Below are 16,064 nucleotides of genomic sequence, written 5' to 3'. Positions count from 1 at the left end.
GCTAGGAGCTAATAGCTAATGACTCATTGCATCTTTCTGATGCTTAGCGGTTAGCTCTTAACGATCCGCAATTCACAATTCTTAAAAACTGACACCGAACAACCAACTATGAATTTATATAGCATCCTGCAAATTATATGGGCGGTTTCTTCCGCAATTCTGATTGTTTTAGTGCTGCTACATAGTCCTAAAGGAGACGGAATTGGGGGGATTGGCGGACAGGCTCAATTGTTTACCAGCACTAGAAGTGCAGAAACAGCCCTGAACCGAGTAACCTGGATATTCACTGTCATCTTTCTGGGTTTGTCGGTAATTTTGAGCATGGATCGGTTATGGCAATAGCATCAAATCGTGACGCATGATGAATGATGATTTTTGAGTGGAAAAAGGAGAAAAGTGGGAAAGTAAAAAAGGCGAAACCCTCAAACTTTCAAACTCTTAAACGAAGCCTACAGAACCGCCTGTGGTATCCAAACTCTTTTCAAAACTCAAAACGATTCATTCGGGTGGGGATCGCGATCGCTACTTGCTTATTGGCGGTTTTAGCCCATTTTCGAGTGGTGGATGCGGGTGATGTTTGGACTTCTGAAGGGTCACGCCCGCTATCAGCAACCTCCCTGCCGACACTCCGAGCGCACGTCTTACCACCGACACTGTTGCAATGGCAAGATACCAGCAACAGTGGTGATTACTTCTCTCAGGTGAAGCCTACCCCCGTTGGCTATCTGGTTTGGTCGCAGTTTCCGGTTAAGGTGTTCGTAGAGATGCCAGAAACTTCCACCGCCAGCCAACAGTGGGCAAGTGCTGTGTTAAAAGCTGTGCAGGAATGGCGCGTTTATTTGCCCCTCCAAGTGGTCGAGCAGTCAGAGATAGCTGATATCAAGATCGTGCGATCTCTTCCTCCCCTCAAGCCATCCTTTAACCGCCGCACCGGGGAATTTCACCTGCCTCGCGCTCGTTCTGCTGAAACCCGCTATGAATTCTACCTCAACCCAGCGACGGGCACGCCATCTGTACTATCCCATCGATTTACGATCCAACTGAGTCCAACTCAAACCGGCGACTATATTCAATCCGCTGCCCGTCACGAACTAGGGCACGCACTAGGTATCTGGGGGCACAGTCCTTTAGAAACAGATGCCCTGTATTTTTCTCAGGTGCGTAATCCTCCCCAAATTTCTTCGAGAGACATCAACACCCTCAAGCGGATCTACCAGCAGCCAACGCGACTGGGATGGCCTTTGCCCAATGCCACCCAAAGCCAGCTTAAGCGTAGAGTATTGGCGAATAAAACAATACGCGATTACTCCTTGAGGAGGATGACTAGCTGATTTTCGTTCTCCCTGGATAACGCCAATCACTCAACTGGACTCGGCGTTCCTGTAGCAACTCAGTATAAAGTTTTACTAATTGCTCGATGTTGCGGCTAAGGGTATATCGCTCTAAAACCCTTGCGATCGCTTTTTGTCCCAGTCGCTGCGTAAACTCCGGGTTGCCTCGTAACACAGGCAGTAGAGTTTGCAACTGCCCCGCAACCCCTTGAGTTCTGAGAATTATCCCAGCGTCTCCCTCTAAAGGATTCCCCTCCAAAACTTCACCATCAGCACCAGCATCAGTTGCTACACAGGCGACGCCACAAGCCATTGCTTCTAGTAGGGAAAGTGAAAGTCCTTCCACCAGAGAAGGCAGAATAAACACATCAGCTCCCCGCAAAATTTCGATTCGCCGTTGCTCATCCGGTTCGGTTCCCCACCAGATGATTCCGTATTCTGAGTCGTAAAAAGGCTCTAAAGAGGGCTTCATCGGCCCGTCGCCGACAATTAATAATTTACACTCTGGCCCCATTTCTGACTCTTTCCAGGCTCGGAGCATTGCTTCCACATTTTTTTCGGTAGCAATTCGACCCTGGTAGACAAAGAGGCGCTTAGCGTTTAATTCAGATTTGATGTTAGAAGGCCCTGGACAATACTTCTGGACATCAACGCCATTCGGAATCACAGCTACCTTTGATGCTGCCACTCCCAATCGTGCTAGTAAATCCCGCTGAACTTGAGAAAAGATAATTGTCCGGTCGTAATATGCCAGAAAAGGTGCATACAGCTGATAAGTCAGCAGTTGCGTTCCTGATTTGAGATTGCGTCGCTTCCCATCAAAAGGGGTATGGAAGGTGGAAACCAGGGGTAAATTCAGTTCTTCGCAGATTTCCGGCAGTAGGAAATCTAGGGGTGATAAAGTGAGCGAGGCATGCACCAGGTCTGGCTTTAGCTCTTCAAGCGATTGCGTCAAAACCTTTCTCGATCTCAGGGTGGGAATCGTATAAACCTGGGACTTGTACAGGAAAGGTAGAGACACTTCTTCACATCCAGGCCAAGCCTGGAGGTCAGATTCTTCGTCTTGGGCAAAGTGGAGAAAGCTAACTCGATGCCCCTGGTCTAACAACGCATTCGTAACTTCTCGACTGTAGGTGACATTGCCGCAAAAGGGTGATTTTTTTCCGAGCCAGGCTATGTGCATTTTCTAAGAGTTTTGAGTTTTTAGTTTTGAGTTTTGAGTTATGAGTTAATCATTCAAAACTCGTCATTCAAAACTCATCACTTTTCTTTTCCTGTACCGGAAATATACCAGGTTAAGAGTCCTCCTGCGATCGCGATCGCTGCTAAACCGAGAAATACTGCCTGTAAACCCAAAATCGTCTCTGCAACGCCTGCTAAGGCTAAAGGCAGGCTTAGAGCAATATTAATGACGTTGTTTTGTAACCCAAAGACTTTCCCTCGCATTTGGTCGGGAGTTTCGGCTTGGATGGTTGTCTGCATCGGGATAGCCACCAGCGACCCAAAAAAGCCCAAAAGCGTTGTCAACAGGAATGCCAGCAATAGCTGCTTCGTAAACAATCCCAGACCAACCAAAGAGGCTGCCGTTCCGATAGAACCATAGAGGCTAAGCCGAGTATGGGAGAACCGCTGCCCAAAGTGTCCTAGCACCGTTGCCCCCCCAACCATGCCAACCCCACCAGATGCGAGTAAAAAACCGAATTGAGAGGATTTCAAACCAGGAATAACTTCTGCCATCCGCACAGCTAGAACCGACAGCGCCGCAAAAACTGAAAATAAAATTACCAGTTGGATCAGGGCATTGCGAACGCGGCTTTGTTCGTTTAGGTAACGCAGTCCGTCGCGCAGGTCTTCCCAAACATGGGGTGATTCGTGTTCGGGAGCGTTCGTTTTTTCCCCTGTGCGGAGGATCATCAACAGCAATCCCGCGATCGCATAACTGCCACCCACCACCAATTCTTTGCCAATGTCCGCTCCCCCACCCAAACGTCCCACCAGGGTGTCGGCAATTCCGAGTAACGGCTCTCCCACGGCAAATCCCACGATCACTGAAGCCATCATTGTCATCGTGTACAGCGAGTTCGCTGAAAGCAGATGATGGCGTCCCACAACTAGCGGAATCACTGACTGCTCGGCAGGAGCAAAAAACTGCGTCAGTGTAGAAATCAGAAACGTTAATCCCAGCAGGATGCAGAATCCCACCGGCAACCCTCCAAGAGTTAACCAGCCATGCGAGATCCACAGCAGCGGTGGCACTGCTAAAACCAGTACCCCCCGCAGCAGGTTCGTTGCCACTAGCACTGCCTTCTTAGGCCACCGATCGACATACACACCCGCCACGGAACCAAACAGTATGGCGGGAATCGTAAAAGCCATCATGATCGCCGATACCCACACGCTGATTGTCTGATCGGGTGCTTGAAAGTGAGTGGCAATCAATGCAATCACCAGCACCAGATACACCTTATCCGCTATCTGCGAGAAAACTTGTCCCCCCCATAGCGCCAGGAAATTCCGGTTTTTTAGAACCGGCAAAAATCCTTGTGCGTCCTCCTCTACTTCCTCATTCTTTACTTCCTCATTGACAACCAGATTGGACGGTGAGGCGCTGTGGTTCAACCCTCCATTTGAGGGAGCGTCCGTTTCTGTTTCTGTATCTATCTCTGGGGTTACAGCATCGTCCACCGGGGAGTGGGGGAAAGAAATCGCAGGGCGAACCTCTTCCCATTCAGAAGTTTCAGGGGGTGTTAAGCGCTCGTCAGACAAGGGGCGTGATGTGGTAGGTGTTGACGATCCAGTAAAAGCAGGGTGGGGGCGCTCGGAAGCGGGAACGCTGAGTCCGGAAGAGCGAGGAAATTTTCCTTCCTCAGTCCACCGTTCGCCGTCCTCAATCCTCTGTCTAGACTGACTTAGGGACATTCGAGCTTGTAGATCGGAATCATACCGTTGCATCATGGTTCAGGATAAATTCAGCTGGGACGAGAAACAAGCATCCATCAAAGCAGCAGAGCGAATTGACCGACCAAAGTGATACTGGACGTACTGACGTAACAGTTGCTCTACTGAAACCCAAGCGGAGTCTTCGGAAGGATGAGGGGTTAGGGATGTCGGATGAGTTAATTTTTCATTGCTTTTTCCGTTCTGGGGTAGCTCTGGCTGAGCCAGCTGCTGTAGCAGCGCCAGCTCGATGGCGTTCAATTTGGTGTTCAGCATCAAGGGCGTTTGTGGATGAACAACTGTTTGGTAGTTCCCACTGGCTTCCTCTGGCACTGTGCCTTGACCTTGAGGTGAAAAGCCGATGGCTGTAGGCGAGAATTTCTCCTTTACTGCCATGCCTTTTGCTGTACTAGCAGAAGTGCGCGATCGCGCTTCGGCTTGCAGGCGTTCTAATGCTGGTAAGCTCACCGTTCCACCAGCAGCAGTACTAAACCCAACCCGCCAGTCTGGATCGGTAAATTCCGGCATCAGGGGATGCCGCGAGACACAACAATGTTGAACCTGAGGCGCAACGCCAGCCAAAGCCATCAGGTGAAACACGCCGTGGGCTAAGTGAGCTAAAACCAGAGCCGCGCTGTTGGCAGGCAACCGCTCTAACCGATGCAGATGTTCGTTGAGCAGCTCATACAATTCCATTTGCGGTTGGTCGCTCAACGCTTGACATAGAACCACTTCCGCCAGGTATTGGCTGGCTGTCAGTTTTTGGAGATCCTGACTTAAGCCGGGGAAAGATTCTAGCGTTTCTGCCTGAGTAATTTTATCGAGCGATCGCCCTTTGGCAATCAGTAGCTCATTCACTACAAACAAAGCACTCCTACCGCCTAGCTTCGAGTGGTGCTTGCGTGCCCCCGGTGCTACAGCCCGAATCAAACCAAATTCAGGCGTCAAAATCGTTAGCAGCCGGTCAGACTCGCCCAGCGCCATACTCTTTAGATTGATTCCGGTTGCTTTGTAAGTTCGACTCATGACGTGGGGTAATTGGTCAAGAGGTGATGGGTAATTGATCAAGAGGTAATGGGTCAAGAGTTAGCAGACTCATTCCCGATTACTCATTACCAATTCCCCTTTCCCTCCTTCTCCAGCGTATCGCGCTGACGAATCAGATCGGGGCCGTGCGACGTGCCTAACCGCGTCGCTCCTGCCATGATTAACTCCAAGGCTTGCTCCGGGGTACGGATTCCCCCCGATGCTTTAATTCCGACCCGTTCTCGTGCGACTTCTTTCAAAAGTTGGATATCCGCTACTGTGGCACCCCCAAACAAACCAGTGCTGGTTTTTAAAAATGCCACTCCTGCATCCATACATATTTCCGCTGCCAGTCGTTTCTCTGCATCTGTCAGGCGGGTGGTTTCCAAAATTGCCTTGACAGTTTGACCCGTTTCACAAATTTCTGCAATTTCCCGGTGTAGTTCCTCAGTCTTCCCAATTTTCAGCCAACCCTGGTTGATGACAACATCCAATTCCTCCGCCCCATTTTCGACGGCTTCTTGGGCTTCGTAGAGCTTAACCGCCGATGTCGTCGCTCCAGAGGGAAAACCGATGACTGTACAGACTTTGGGCCGCCTGCCTTTGAGAAGCTCAGCCGCTTGCCGCACGTATGCCGGATAGACGCACACTGCCGCGAACTGAAACCTTTCAGCTTCTTCACACCACTGCTTAACCTGCTCTGGAGTAGCCGTTGGATTTAGCAGCGCATGATCGATCAATGGAGCAATATCAATATTTGGCTGAGTAACAGCCATTGCTTCTCCTCTCGCTCACCTCACCTATTGTTAAGTTTTATCAGATATTTAAGAAAAATTAAACAAAAGATCGCGGAATCTTTACAGGCTTGTCTGTAGCTTTAATCGTACAGGTCATCCAAATAGACAGTTGTTCTTTCCTTACCTGATGAGGGGTTGACACTCCCAGCCAGGAGATAGTGAGAGAAATTAGATAGTTAAGCTGTCGCAAACTTAGTTCAAAAATTTTTAGGAAAAGGAGAATAAGTTGAAAATGTCTGATAAGCAAGGGTTAATGGCAATGGGTAGCATATTTTTTGTAGTTGGAGCGGGTATGCTACTTGGTAGTTTTGTAAATTACCATCAAACGCAAGATTTTATTAAAAACTCGTCTTCCACTACAGGTACTGTCATTGATTTGAAACTTCAAGCATCTAGAAAATCACATATTTATTTCCCTTTATTCCAATTTCAGACACCAAATGGAGAGATCGTAAAGGTTGAATCCAATATGGGAAGTAATCCACCCGGATATCAAGTTGGGCAATCTGTTCCAATCATTTATAATCCTAATAGTCCGAACGAAGCAGAGATAAACTTTTTTTGGTCACTTTGGTTTGCAGCTATTTTTTTATTAGGGATGGGTGGTCTTTTTGCCGGAATAGGTTTAAATATGCTTGTTAACTCTTTCCCTATCAAAAAATCTCAAACTACAGGGAATTTTGCTGATGAAGAATCTTTGATAAATTAGGAGTAAATTTTGGTGTACAAAGAATATATTTAGTAACTTTTAGCTCAGTTAAAAAAAATCCAAAATTTTTTTCCGATATCAGACAGTTAAGTTTTAAGTCTAAGTTTTAGAGCGATCGCTTTGTGTAACCTACTCTAGCTTCAGTTTAATGCAGGTGAAAGCGATCGCTCTTTATCTTAATTGACGCTAGTTTATCTAAACAGCTTATTTTTTCGGTGTCTTTGCTACCTCAAATGGCGTATATTTCCCGCCTAAAGCTTCCACAATCGTGCGGGTATTCGCAACCATCATCTTAATGTAAGAATCTCCATCGCTACCAGCAGCACCAATCGAGTCAGAATAGAGCTGGCGTGGGGCTAACTTTACCCCAGATTCCTCGGCTACAGTCTTAATCAAAGCCGGATTAATCGTTGTTTCTGCAAAAATCGTCGGTACAGTCGCTGCCTTTACAGATTCTACTAATCGCTTTACTGTTTGGGCGCTGGGTTGTTCTTCTGTACTGATGCCAATCAAAGTGCCAGCAACGGGAATGCTATAGGCACGAGCATAATATTGAAAAGCGTCGTGGCTTGTTACTAATTTGCGCTTATTTTCTGGAATCGTTTTAATTTCCTGGGTAATCCAACTATCCAGTTGTTTTAATTCACCCGTTAGCTGCGCTGCATTCTGAGTAAATTTCTCTCTGTCTTCGGGTGATAGCTCAATCAAGGCGTCACGAATGGCATTTACCATTTGAATGACGTTATCAACATCGCCCCAAACATGAGGATCTGGCACCACTTCTCCTCTGCCTTTATCCAGTTGCAAAGACTTCACAACTTCCCCTACAGCAACTTTGCGAATCTTGCCGCCGGTTGCGTTCATCAGTTTAATCAGCCCTGGTTCCAGGTTATAGCCGTTATATAGAATCAGGTTCGCTTTCTCTAAAGCCTGACTATCTTGAGGCACAGGTTCATAAACATGGGGATCGGTTCCCGGTTTAAGAATGCCTTGGATCTGAATTTCGTCTCCCGCCACCTCCGCAGCCAAGTCTTCAATGATAGTGCTAGTGGCAACTACATTAGGTTTACCATTTGCAATTGGATTTGCACGATTTGAGGAAGGCTGGGTACAGCTGAATAAAGCAAAAGGCAAGAGAATTCCCAGGCAAAGGCTAGAAACCAGAGCTAGAGGATTCTCCGACTTTGCCTGGGAAAGGCAAAAATTACTTTCTTTTACCTTTTGGGAGAGCCTAGAGCGCTGTACCATCAATTTCACCTATCTTTTAGATTATTTCTCTTTATAGATGTTTTCATATTCTTTTCATTATTAGAGTAATCTAAAAAGAAAGCAAGATAAAACCACCCTATGAATACTGCCACCTTCTCTCCTGATACCGATTGGGCAAAGATGGTTTGCCATCTGCCAGCCGCCTCACTAGAGGCATCTACAGCAATTAAAATCAGCCAGGTGGGAGTGCAGTACCGCACGGTAGAGGCGCTACGGAATGTCAGTTGTGTAGTGGCACCGGGACGTTTGACAGGGATTATTGGCCCCAATGGTGCGGGAAAAAGTACCTTGATGAAGGCGATGTTGGGATTGATTCCCGTGACGGGTGGCACGGTGCTGTATGGCGATAGACCTTTGATGGAGCAACGGGAACGGGTAGCGTATGTGCCGCAGCGATCGCAAATTGACTGGACTTATCCGGCGACGGTTTGGGATGCTGTAATGATGGGGCGTGTCAAGAAAACTGGCTGGTTTCGTCGCTTCTCTACGGTAAGCCGACGGGTGGCAGCAGATGCTTTGGATCGGGTGGGAATGAGCGATTATCGCGATCGCCCGATTGGACAACTCTCCGGAGGACAGCAGCAGCGGGTATTTTTAGCGCGGGCTTTAGCCCAAGAAGCAGAGGTTTTCTGCTTTGATGAACCGTTTGCCGGGATCGATCAGAAAACCCAAGCAATTATTTTTGACATTTTCCGCGACCTTGCCGACGCTGGAAAAACGGTTCTCGTTGTCAATCACGACTTAGGGGCATCTATCACCCACTTTGATGACTTAATTTTATTGAATACTGAGTTAATTGCCTCCGGTTCGCGCCACGAGGTGCTGAGTCAGGAAAACCTGTATCGTGCCTATGGCGGGCAGGTGATGTTCTTTACAGAAGCAGCTGCGTAGAGGCGGTCTTTATCTCATTATCTATCCGCCCAGAAATATATTTCATCAATCCGCCCGGAGTGAGTTTTAAATTAAAGAAATCACTTCTCACTCCCTCTTAAACTTTGTGTCCTTTGCGCCTGGAGCGGTTAGAATCCTCTAAATTTTTATGTTAGAAGCGTTGATTGAGCCGTTGCAGTACGGCTTCATGCAGCGATCGCTGATTATTGCCATTCTCGTCGGCTTGCTGTGCGCTGTTGTCGGTAGCTATCTGATGGTGCAACGGCTGGCATTGTTGGGAGATGCCATCAGCCACTCGGTTTTGCCAGGGTTAGCGATCGCGTTTATGGTAGGTGCCAATATCTTTGTCGGGGCATTTATTGCCGGGGTTTTGAGTACGATGGCGATCGCTTGGATCAGAACGCGATCGCCAATTAAAGAAGATGCCGCAATGGGTATTGTTTTCTCTGCCTTTTTTGCCCTCGGCGTCACCTTAATTACCACGATCCAAAAAGATAACAAAATTGACCTCAATCACTTCTTATTTGGCAATATCTTGGGTGTGACCGTTGAAGAAGTCCGCGACACTGCGATCATTGCCGCAATTGTCCTATTGGTGGTCGTGCTACTGTACAAAGAATTATTATTTTATACCTTCGATCCATTGGGAGCGCAGGCAGCGGGATTGCCTACTAACTTGCTCAATTTTGGCTTAATGCTGCTGATTGCCTTAACCATTGTTGCCAGCATGAAAGCTGTGGGTGTCATCCTAGTGCTATCGCTGTTAATTACACCAGGAGCAACCGCCTATCTATTAGTGAAGCGGCTGCACAATGTGATGATAGTTGGGGCGGGGATTGGCATTATTTCCAGCATCAGCGGGATGTACCTCAGTTATTACCAAAATTTGCCCTCCGGCCCAGCGATTGTATTAGTTGCATCAGGATTATTTGTTTTAGCTTTATTATTCAGCCCTAGCTACGGAATCTTCACGAATAAACAATCGGATTTTGGACAACTCTCGCCAGTTTGGCGAGAGTTGAAACAGCTGATGCGATCGCGCTCGTAAGGCATATAGATATCCAAATCAAGTTATCGTTTGTCCAACAATTTCTTGGATGTCTCTACCTGCTCCTGTGCTACCTGGACGAACTCCTGTGCTACCTGGAGGAACTCCTTGACTGCTTTGGTATGTTTTTCTGTTGCCTTGGAGTGTTCCTGTGCAGCTTTCACGAATTCCTCTGTTGAGTTTCCATCATGCTGCTGCGATGCCTTCGCGTGCTGCTGCGATGCCTTCGCATGCTGCTGTGTGGCCTTTCCGTACTCTTCTATCAACTTTCCATGCTCTTGGGCGCTCTTTCCACGCTCCTTTAGAGTCTTTCCTACCTCCTCGATTAACTTCCCATGTTCCTCTGAGACCTTCGCGTGTTCCTCTGCGGCCTTCGCGTGTTCCTCTGATACCTCATGCATAATGACTTTACCTTCCTTTTTCTCTACCAACCTGTTTTTTGTACAACCCGCTTGTCTCAGGTTAATACTTGTTTATCCTTCTCATCCTCTGGCTTAATATAGGTTTGGTCATGTTGACCCACTCATCGCAACGACGATCCTACTTATTGCCAACTAGCTCCTTTAAAAGTTGAGAAAGAAGTTGTTTTGAAGTTTCAACTGCATCTGGTTGATTTTGAAGGGAACGATAGCAGCACTTAGTTGAAAGATACCTGCAAGTGGCTGCCGAAGAAAACCCAGGGATAAAACTACTGTGACGCTAAGTTTATCTAATTTCTTGTTTGTGTTGATCGTTAGAAATTAGGGTTTCAACAAAGTGTTATGTAGACAAATTGTTTAAGAATTTCAGAAGATGAACTACGAGCAATGCAAGGTGCGATCGCTCAGTTTCGTAATGAGGCTGGGAAAGCGATCGCAACCTAAATTGGAATCAATACCAGCACAGTAGTGGCGAGTGCGATTTGCAAGAAAAAGTTTCTCTACAACCTGTGGGGCGATCCTGTGAAATCAGGAAGGTAGGGGCATTCCTTGTGGATGCCCCTACCCGATCAAGTCAGAGCCAACTAAGAGTCTGGGAACGAGAATCTAGATGCTCTTCAGTTCTGTTTATGCCTTTGCAGAGCTTGACTTTTCTGCCGTTCCACTGCTGTGGTTGTCAGTTTTGCCATTTTTGTGATGGGTATGTCCATTCCCGTTACGCGGCAAAATTACTCCATAACCACCGTGGTTGCGCTCATAAATAACGTTAATCTCACCGCTTTCGGCATTGCGGAACATATAGAAGTCATGATCCACCAGTTGCAACTGTTCCAAGGCTTCGTCCATCGTCATTGGCGGCATTGCGAAGTACTTGGTACGCACCACTTCTGAGGGGAGTTCGGGGGTGCGAGAACCAATGAGATCCTCTGGCACTGGCTCTTGTTCTACCGCAATGCCAGTCTTCATTTGAGTCTGAGTCTTCTTATCCAGACGCTTTTCTTTATATTTCCGGAGTTTGCGGGCAATTTTATCGGCAACTAGGTCGATGCTCGCGTAGAGACTCTCGCTACTCTCTTCAGCACGGATTACTGTACCGTTGGCAAAGATAGTCACCTCAGCGGCTTGTTTTGGATTTATCCGGGGATTGCGAGCCACACTAAGATGCACGTTTACTTCGCTCGTTAAACTCTGAAAGTGGCTGACTGCCTTGTCAATTTTTTGATTTACGTACTCACGAATCGCGTCGGTAATTTCAATGTTTTTGCCGTGGATAACAAGCTTCATACCGGATACTCCATGCTGTACCGTTGTGATAATTTAGAAAGCTCAGCAGAATTGCGGCTTTCTCAGTAGCAATCGCGTTCCCGTTTTTTGGTGTTAGCAAACGTTGAACGGAGCCAAAACTTTGAGCAGTAGCAAATTTTTCCCGATTTCACACTGTTGCTAGGATGTTCTTGCTGGCAGTCCCCCAGCTAGAGGGGTTGTCAGCAGCTCTATCGCAAATAAGCAACTGCCGCTGTTTTTGTTTAGGTTTCCTAGGGTGCTATTTAACTAATGTACATTCCCCAGCTTGGTTGCGATCTCCAAGTCTATCTTTGGGGTTATTTTGAAGAGACATCCTCCCTCAACACTTGAGGTTATAACTTCAACACTAGCACTTTGTATTCTAGAGAACTTATGCCTTTGACTTCTCTTCAGAATCCTTTGCATCTTTTGACATTTCTTGATTCCAGCAGATTAATTATGCAAAAAATATAAGTCAAATTACTGTTGATTTTTGCCATGATTTTAAGTAAGTCTGAAGGGTCTACTGGGAAAGCCTCGGAGCAACTGCGCCAACTCCGGTTATACAATCGGGGGCAGATGCCCTATTCGGCAGCTTGGGACTGGCAGCGATCGCTAGTTTCCGAACGCATCAACGACCCTAGTCTGGCGGATGCCCTGATTTTGCTAGAGCATCCGCCCGTTTACACGCTTGGACAGGGAGCCAGTCTGGAATTTCTTAAGTTTGATCCCGCAGCGACCGACTGGGAGGTTTTCCGAGTGGAACGAGGGGGTGAGGTAACATACCACTGTCCGGGTCAGTTAGTGGGATACCCAATCCTTAATCTGCGCTATTACCAGCAAGATTTGCACTGGTACTTGCGGCAGTTAGAAGAGGTATTGATTCGGGTACTGGATGTTTACGGGTTAAAGGGCGATCGCGTTGCCGGAATGACTGGCGTTTGGCTGGAAGGCTGTAAGGTTGCAGCGATTGGCATTAAGGTCAGCAAGTGGATTACCATGCACGGCTTTGCCTTAAATGTTTGTCCCGACCTTACCGGATTTGAGCGCATTGTCCCCTGCGGTATTGCTGATAAGTCGGTTGGCAGTCTTGCCCAATTCGTACCCGGAATTGACTTGCACCAAGTGCGCCAAGAAGTAGCGAAAGCCTTTGCGGAAGTTTTCCACGTTCAGCTAATTGTGCAAAATTGCTAATTGTTTATTGCTGTTTAGTCTTTATTGAGCGTATTGACCTGCAAAAAACTATCTAAGTCAGCGTAGGAGCCTGCATAGGTCACGGTGGGCACTTCATAGCCCTTGAGATTGACGATATATTGCTTAAAACCAGTCTCTTGCTTTGCTAAAGAGATGAGATATTCGTGAGTGGTTTCTCCCACAGCAATATCCAGACCCAGTTGCTTGGTGGCAGATTCCAGACGAAATGCCGCATTCACCGTATCCCCAATCGCGGTGTAATCGGGGCGATCGCCACTACCCGTGTTCCCAACCATTGCAAAACCCGTATTAATTCCTGCCCCAATTCGCAGCGGAAAGGGCACGGGATATTTATTACTCAAATCCATTGTGATTTTATGGAGGGCGCTCACTGCTTGACAAATGTTGAGCATATCCTCATCGGTCACTCCTTGGGGTCCATGAAACCAAATCGCCATGACCGCATCGCCGATATATTTATCAACCCAGCTGCCATACTCTCGAATAATATTTCCTGCATGGCGGAACCAAGTACCGATCACCGCCGATAATATTTTTTCATCTAGTTGCCGGGTGAGAACTGTGAAGTCGCGGATGTCTACCACCATGACTGACATCAGACGGCGTACGTGCAAAGTCGAAGTCAGTGTATCCTTGTCCCCGCTTGGCAATGGCTCATTGTTGCGGTTGGCGGTAGGACAGTGAAACTCTAGATCCGTCTGACCAAAGGTAAGGCGATCGCCATTGCGTAAAGTAACTGGAATACTGACTCGTCTGCCATTAACAAAGGAGCCGTTGCGACTTCCTAGGTCAATTAGGTAGAACTCGCCGGTTTCGGTACACTGCAACATTGCATGGTTGCGAGAAATCCAACGATCCGGCAACACAAAATTGTTGTCGTCACTGCGACCAACTGTCCAGCAGTTACTACTTACCAAGGGGAGATAGCGATTGCCGGACTCGGTACGAAGGAGTAAGTAAGGAGTGGGTCGCAAAGTCACCACAGGCTAGAGAAGCAACGACGCATCGTATGGAGTGGTTAAATTTTAGCTTTCTTCTGGAGCTTGATGGGTAATTTGGGAACCTTTGTAACTAGATGTCCCGACATGAATAAATTTTTCAGGGGACACTTTCAAGATATTTTTAAGCCATAGTAGCAGCCAGCCAAAACAGACCGTCTACCAAGATTGTACTCAAAACGGCTCCACCAAACGCCCACCAATGCAGCTGGCGCGATCGCAATGGTACCAGACCAACGCCTAACAGGATTCCGAGAAGCACGATTGCCCAACTGGTTCCCCAGGGGGTGCTGACTTGAGCGATCGCACTTTGAAAAACCAGTGATGCCTCGCTTGGTGCAACTTGCATGACGGTTCGCCAGTGTGGAATCAAACCAGCTAAGTAGAAGTATATATCTGTTACTGCCGTGCCAAACAGGGAGCCAAGATAAAATAGGTTGCCGACAAGACCCCAACGGCGGGTCAAACACCATAAGGCAAACGGTAAACCAATTGCTTCCACCGGCAAGTGGATCGTGGGTTCCCAGCGCAGCCAGCCCCAATAAATCGACCCTGCCAACCAACTCCAGCTAAATCCCAGCAGCAAATCTCCCCACACATGAGTCGCAGGACGCCGTCTGAGAACCACGCTCAGCCAAACCCACCCGGCTGTCATTACTAAACTCAGTTCTGGTAGCAGCCGCACTAAAGGGGCTTGCACAAACACTGGCACGGATACCAGAAAAGACGCAGCTGCGAAAACTAACCAAGCTTGGCGGGTGCCGATTCCCCAATCAAAAAACCCCAACAGAGTTTTACTTGGCTGGGGAAGATTACCAGGGACAGAAGAAGATGAATTAGAAAACCAGGTATCGTTAAACAAGATTTTGTTAATATTCTTTACTTTAGTTTACATCTTTTACGATATCACAGGAAAAATGCCCTAGGGGGGGATATAGAAATCTTAGCTGAGTTTTATTGAGCAATACAAGTGGCTTTTCGGAGTAGGGTGGCAGAAAATGAATGGGAAGTTGGGAGGAACTCGGCGTTGAGAGTCGGAGATTTTCTAAAAATTGCTCGTCTTATGTAATGCCTGTGCTATGTGTAGTGGCGCAAGATGCCTCTGCCGGTGACTCGCAAAGAAGAAAAAAGAAAGGCTGACTTGTCTGGAATGCTGCTTATTAGAGGATTTCATGGCTGTATCAAAACGTAAAAAATTGGCGATTCTTGGTGTCGGTGCTGCCAGCGCTGCGTTGACCTTCCCCTTAGAAGCGATGGTAAGGGCGCAAGACGTGGTACCCGTTGCCGCAACCACACCCCAGATGAATATCTTTCAAGCGGTGGTTCTGGGCATGGTGCAAGGGTTGACTGAGTTTCTGCCCATTAGTAGTACGGCGCATTTGAAGGTGGTGCCGGTGGCGCTAGGATGGGGCGATCCAGGAGTCGCCTTTACCGCCGTGATTCAGCTGGGCAGTATTGCCGCAGTGCTGTGGTATTTCTGGGGGGATTTGACACAAATTACAACGGGTGCATTTAAGGCGATCGCTCACAAGAATTACGAATCCAACGACTTCCGTATGGCACTGGGAATCGTTTTGGGAACCTTACCCATCCTCTTTTTTGGACTGCTGATCAAAAAGTTTATTCCCGACTTTGACAACTCCCCGTTACGCAGTATGGCAGCGATCGCCATTGCCTCTATTTTCATGGCTTTATTGTTGGGCGTTGCAGAGCGTATTGGGCATAAAAAGCGTAACTTTGAGCAATTAACACTTCAAGATGGCATTTTGATGGGCTTGGCGCAAGCTTTGGCGCTAATTCCCGGCGTTTCTCGCTCCGGCTCTACCCTGACTGCTGGACTATTTATGAATTTAGAACGGGCAACCGCTGCACGCTTTTCTTTTTTATTGGGAATCCCAGCAATTACCCTAGCGGGGTTAGTGGAATTAAAAGATGTTGTAGAAACAGGGCTGGGAGATGGTGGACTGCTGTCTCTGGTGGCGGGAGTCATCTCAGCAGGAGTATTTTCCTATCTCGCGATCGCGTGGCTGCTGCGCTTCCTGCAAACCCAGAGTACGTGGGTATTTATTTGGTATCGGTTAGCATTTGGAATAGCTATCTTGGGCGCGATCTTCGTCAAACTAATCCCTAATATTTAATT

Annotated in this window: 15 protein-coding genes and 1 pseudogene; 7 read left to right on the top strand and 9 right to left on the bottom strand. The window is 47.6% G+C overall.

What is annotated here, in order from left to right; translation table 11 throughout:
• Nucleotides 1-108 precede the first annotated feature (108 nt).
• Together secG and NC994_RS19135 are read left to right on the top strand one after the other, a co-directional pair.
• Nucleotides 109-342, top strand: a complete 234-nt coding sequence (secG, locus tag NC994_RS19140) for a preprotein translocase subunit SecG (protein WP_190411866.1) — start codon at nucleotides 109-111, stop codon at nucleotides 340-342.
• A 23-nt stretch (nucleotides 343-365) separates the two neighbouring features.
• Nucleotides 366-1,331 carry a peptidase gene (locus tag NC994_RS19135; protein ID WP_190431824.1) on the top strand — a complete coding sequence of 322 codons (966 nt, stop codon included), beginning with the start codon at nucleotides 366-368 and terminating at the stop codon, nucleotides 1,329-1,331.
• Here NC994_RS19135 and NC994_RS19130 read toward each other — a convergent pair.
• From NC994_RS19130 to deoC, 4 genes and pseudogenes are all read right to left on the bottom strand, one after another.
• Nucleotides 1,324-2,514, bottom strand: coding sequence for a glycosyltransferase family 4 protein (locus NC994_RS19130; RefSeq protein ID WP_190431822.1), 1,191 nt, complete (start codon nucleotides 2,512-2,514; stop codon nucleotides 1,324-1,326). The genes NC994_RS19135 and NC994_RS19130 overlap by 8 nt on opposite strands.
• A 77-nt stretch (nucleotides 2,515-2,591) precedes the next feature.
• On the bottom strand, nucleotides 2,592-4,286 hold the full coding sequence (locus NC994_RS19125) for an MFS transporter (RefSeq protein ID WP_242030563.1): 1,695 nt from the start codon (nucleotides 4,284-4,286) through the stop codon (nucleotides 2,592-2,594).
• Nucleotides 4,270-5,294, bottom strand: a pseudogene (recO, locus tag NC994_RS19120) (DNA repair protein RecO). The gene NC994_RS19125 and the pseudogene recO overlap by 17 nt, the downstream one beginning before the upstream one ends.
• An 86-nt stretch (nucleotides 5,295-5,380) precedes the next feature.
• A complete protein-coding gene (deoC, locus tag NC994_RS19115; protein ID WP_190431818.1) occupies nucleotides 5,381-6,070 on the bottom strand; it encodes a deoxyribose-phosphate aldolase in 690 nt (229 codons plus the stop codon).
• A gap of 253 nt (nucleotides 6,071-6,323) precedes the next feature.
• Between deoC and NC994_RS19110 the strand changes: the two genes are divergently transcribed.
• Nucleotides 6,324-6,800 carry a DUF3592 domain-containing protein gene (locus tag NC994_RS19110; protein WP_190431816.1) on the top strand — a complete coding sequence of 159 codons (477 nt, stop codon included), beginning with the start codon at nucleotides 6,324-6,326 and terminating at the stop codon, nucleotides 6,798-6,800.
• Nucleotides 6,801-7,004: 204 nt separating this feature from the next.
• Here the strand turns inward: NC994_RS19110 and NC994_RS19105 are convergent, their stop codons facing one another.
• Nucleotides 7,005-8,048 (bottom strand): metal ABC transporter substrate-binding protein, encoded by a 1,044-nt coding sequence (locus NC994_RS19105; RefSeq protein WP_190431814.1) that lies wholly within the window; start codon nucleotides 8,046-8,048, stop codon nucleotides 7,005-7,007.
• Nucleotides 8,049-8,189: 141 nt separating this feature from the next.
• Between NC994_RS19105 and NC994_RS19100 the strand changes: the two genes are divergently transcribed.
• The gene (locus tag NC994_RS19100) at nucleotides 8,190-8,960 is read left to right on the top strand and encodes a metal ABC transporter ATP-binding protein (protein WP_242030569.1); all 771 of its coding nucleotides are present in this window, start codon (nucleotides 8,190-8,192) and stop codon (nucleotides 8,958-8,960) included.
• A gap of 148 nt (nucleotides 8,961-9,108) precedes the next feature.
• Nucleotides 9,109-10,008: a metal ABC transporter permease gene (locus NC994_RS19095; RefSeq protein ID WP_190411858.1), complete on the top strand. Its 900-nt coding sequence runs from the start codon at nucleotides 9,109-9,111 to the stop codon at nucleotides 10,006-10,008.
• A 23-nt stretch (nucleotides 10,009-10,031) separates the two neighbouring features.
• On the opposite strand, the gene NC994_RS19090 is transcribed toward NC994_RS19095, so the two are convergent.
• Together NC994_RS19090 and raiA are read right to left on the bottom strand one after the other, a co-directional pair.
• Nucleotides 10,032-10,439, bottom strand: coding sequence for a hypothetical protein (locus tag NC994_RS19090; RefSeq protein ID WP_190431811.1), 408 nt, complete (start codon nucleotides 10,437-10,439; stop codon nucleotides 10,032-10,034).
• Nucleotides 10,440-11,054: 615 nt separating this feature from the next.
• Nucleotides 11,055-11,711 (bottom strand): ribosome-associated translation inhibitor RaiA, encoded by a 657-nt coding sequence (gene raiA, locus NC994_RS19085; RefSeq protein ID WP_190431809.1) that lies wholly within the window; start codon nucleotides 11,709-11,711, stop codon nucleotides 11,055-11,057.
• A 498-nt stretch (nucleotides 11,712-12,209) separates the two neighbouring features.
• Here raiA and lipB point away from each other — a divergent pair, with 498 nt between their 5' ends.
• On the top strand, nucleotides 12,210-12,905 hold the full coding sequence (gene lipB, locus NC994_RS19080; protein WP_190431799.1) for a lipoyl(octanoyl) transferase LipB: 696 nt from the start codon (nucleotides 12,210-12,212) through the stop codon (nucleotides 12,903-12,905).
• A gap of 14 nt (nucleotides 12,906-12,919) precedes the next feature.
• On the opposite strand, the gene NC994_RS19075 is transcribed toward lipB, so the two are convergent.
• A complete protein-coding gene (locus NC994_RS19075; RefSeq protein WP_190411854.1) occupies nucleotides 12,920-13,909 on the bottom strand; it encodes an FHA domain-containing protein in 990 nt (329 codons plus the stop codon).
• A 139-nt stretch (nucleotides 13,910-14,048) separates the two neighbouring features.
• The gene (locus NC994_RS19070) at nucleotides 14,049-14,714 is read right to left on the bottom strand and encodes a DUF3120 domain-containing protein (RefSeq protein ID WP_199299407.1); all 666 of its coding nucleotides are present in this window, start codon (nucleotides 14,712-14,714) and stop codon (nucleotides 14,049-14,051) included.
• A 382-nt stretch (nucleotides 14,715-15,096) separates the two neighbouring features.
• Between NC994_RS19070 and NC994_RS19065 the strand changes: the two genes are divergently transcribed.
• Nucleotides 15,097-16,062: an undecaprenyl-diphosphate phosphatase gene (locus NC994_RS19065; protein WP_190431794.1), complete on the top strand. Its 966-nt coding sequence runs from the start codon at nucleotides 15,097-15,099 to the stop codon at nucleotides 16,060-16,062.
• The last annotated feature ends 2 nt before the right edge of the window (nucleotides 16,063-16,064 follow it).

This window comes from Trichocoleus sp. AS-A1, assembly GCF_039962015.1.
Lineage (GTDB): Bacteria > Cyanobacteriota > Cyanobacteriia > Cyanobacteriales > FACHB-T130 > FACHB-T130.
Note: the sequence above shows the minus strand (reverse complement) of the source record. Positions and strands in the feature narration are given on the sequence as shown.

Excerpts from the sequence above, each read along its gene's own strand:
- secG (WP_190411866.1), top strand. The coding sequence starts at position 109 with ATGAATTTATATAGCATCCTGCAAATTATATGGGCGGTTTCTTCCGCA.
- NC994_RS19125 (WP_242030563.1), bottom strand. The coding sequence starts at position 4,286 with ATGATGCAACGGTATGATTCCGATCTACAAGCTCGAATGTCCCTAAGT.
- deoC (WP_190431818.1), bottom strand. The coding sequence starts at position 6,070 with ATGGCTGTTACTCAGCCAAATATTGATATTGCTCCATTGATCGATCAT.
- NC994_RS19135 (WP_190431824.1), top strand. The coding sequence starts at position 366 with ATGATGATTTTTGAGTGGAAAAAGGAGAAAAGTGGGAAAGTAAAAAAG.
- raiA (WP_190431809.1), bottom strand. The coding sequence starts at position 11,711 with ATGAAGCTTGTTATCCACGGCAAAAACATTGAAATTACCGACGCGATT.
- lipB (WP_190431799.1), top strand. The coding sequence starts at position 12,210 with ATGATTTTAAGTAAGTCTGAAGGGTCTACTGGGAAAGCCTCGGAGCAA.
- NC994_RS19110 (WP_190431816.1), top strand. The coding sequence starts at position 6,324 with ATGTCTGATAAGCAAGGGTTAATGGCAATGGGTAGCATATTTTTTGTA.
- NC994_RS19065 (WP_190431794.1), top strand. The coding sequence starts at position 15,097 with ATGGCTGTATCAAAACGTAAAAAATTGGCGATTCTTGGTGTCGGTGCT.
- NC994_RS19095 (WP_190411858.1), top strand. The coding sequence starts at position 9,109 with ATGTTAGAAGCGTTGATTGAGCCGTTGCAGTACGGCTTCATGCAGCGA.
- NC994_RS19130 (WP_190431822.1), bottom strand. The coding sequence starts at position 2,514 with ATGCACATAGCCTGGCTCGGAAAAAAATCACCCTTTTGCGGCAATGTC.
- NC994_RS19100 (WP_242030569.1), top strand. The coding sequence starts at position 8,190 with ATGGTTTGCCATCTGCCAGCCGCCTCACTAGAGGCATCTACAGCAATT.
- NC994_RS19105 (WP_190431814.1), bottom strand. The coding sequence starts at position 8,048 with ATGGTACAGCGCTCTAGGCTCTCCCAAAAGGTAAAAGAAAGTAATTTT.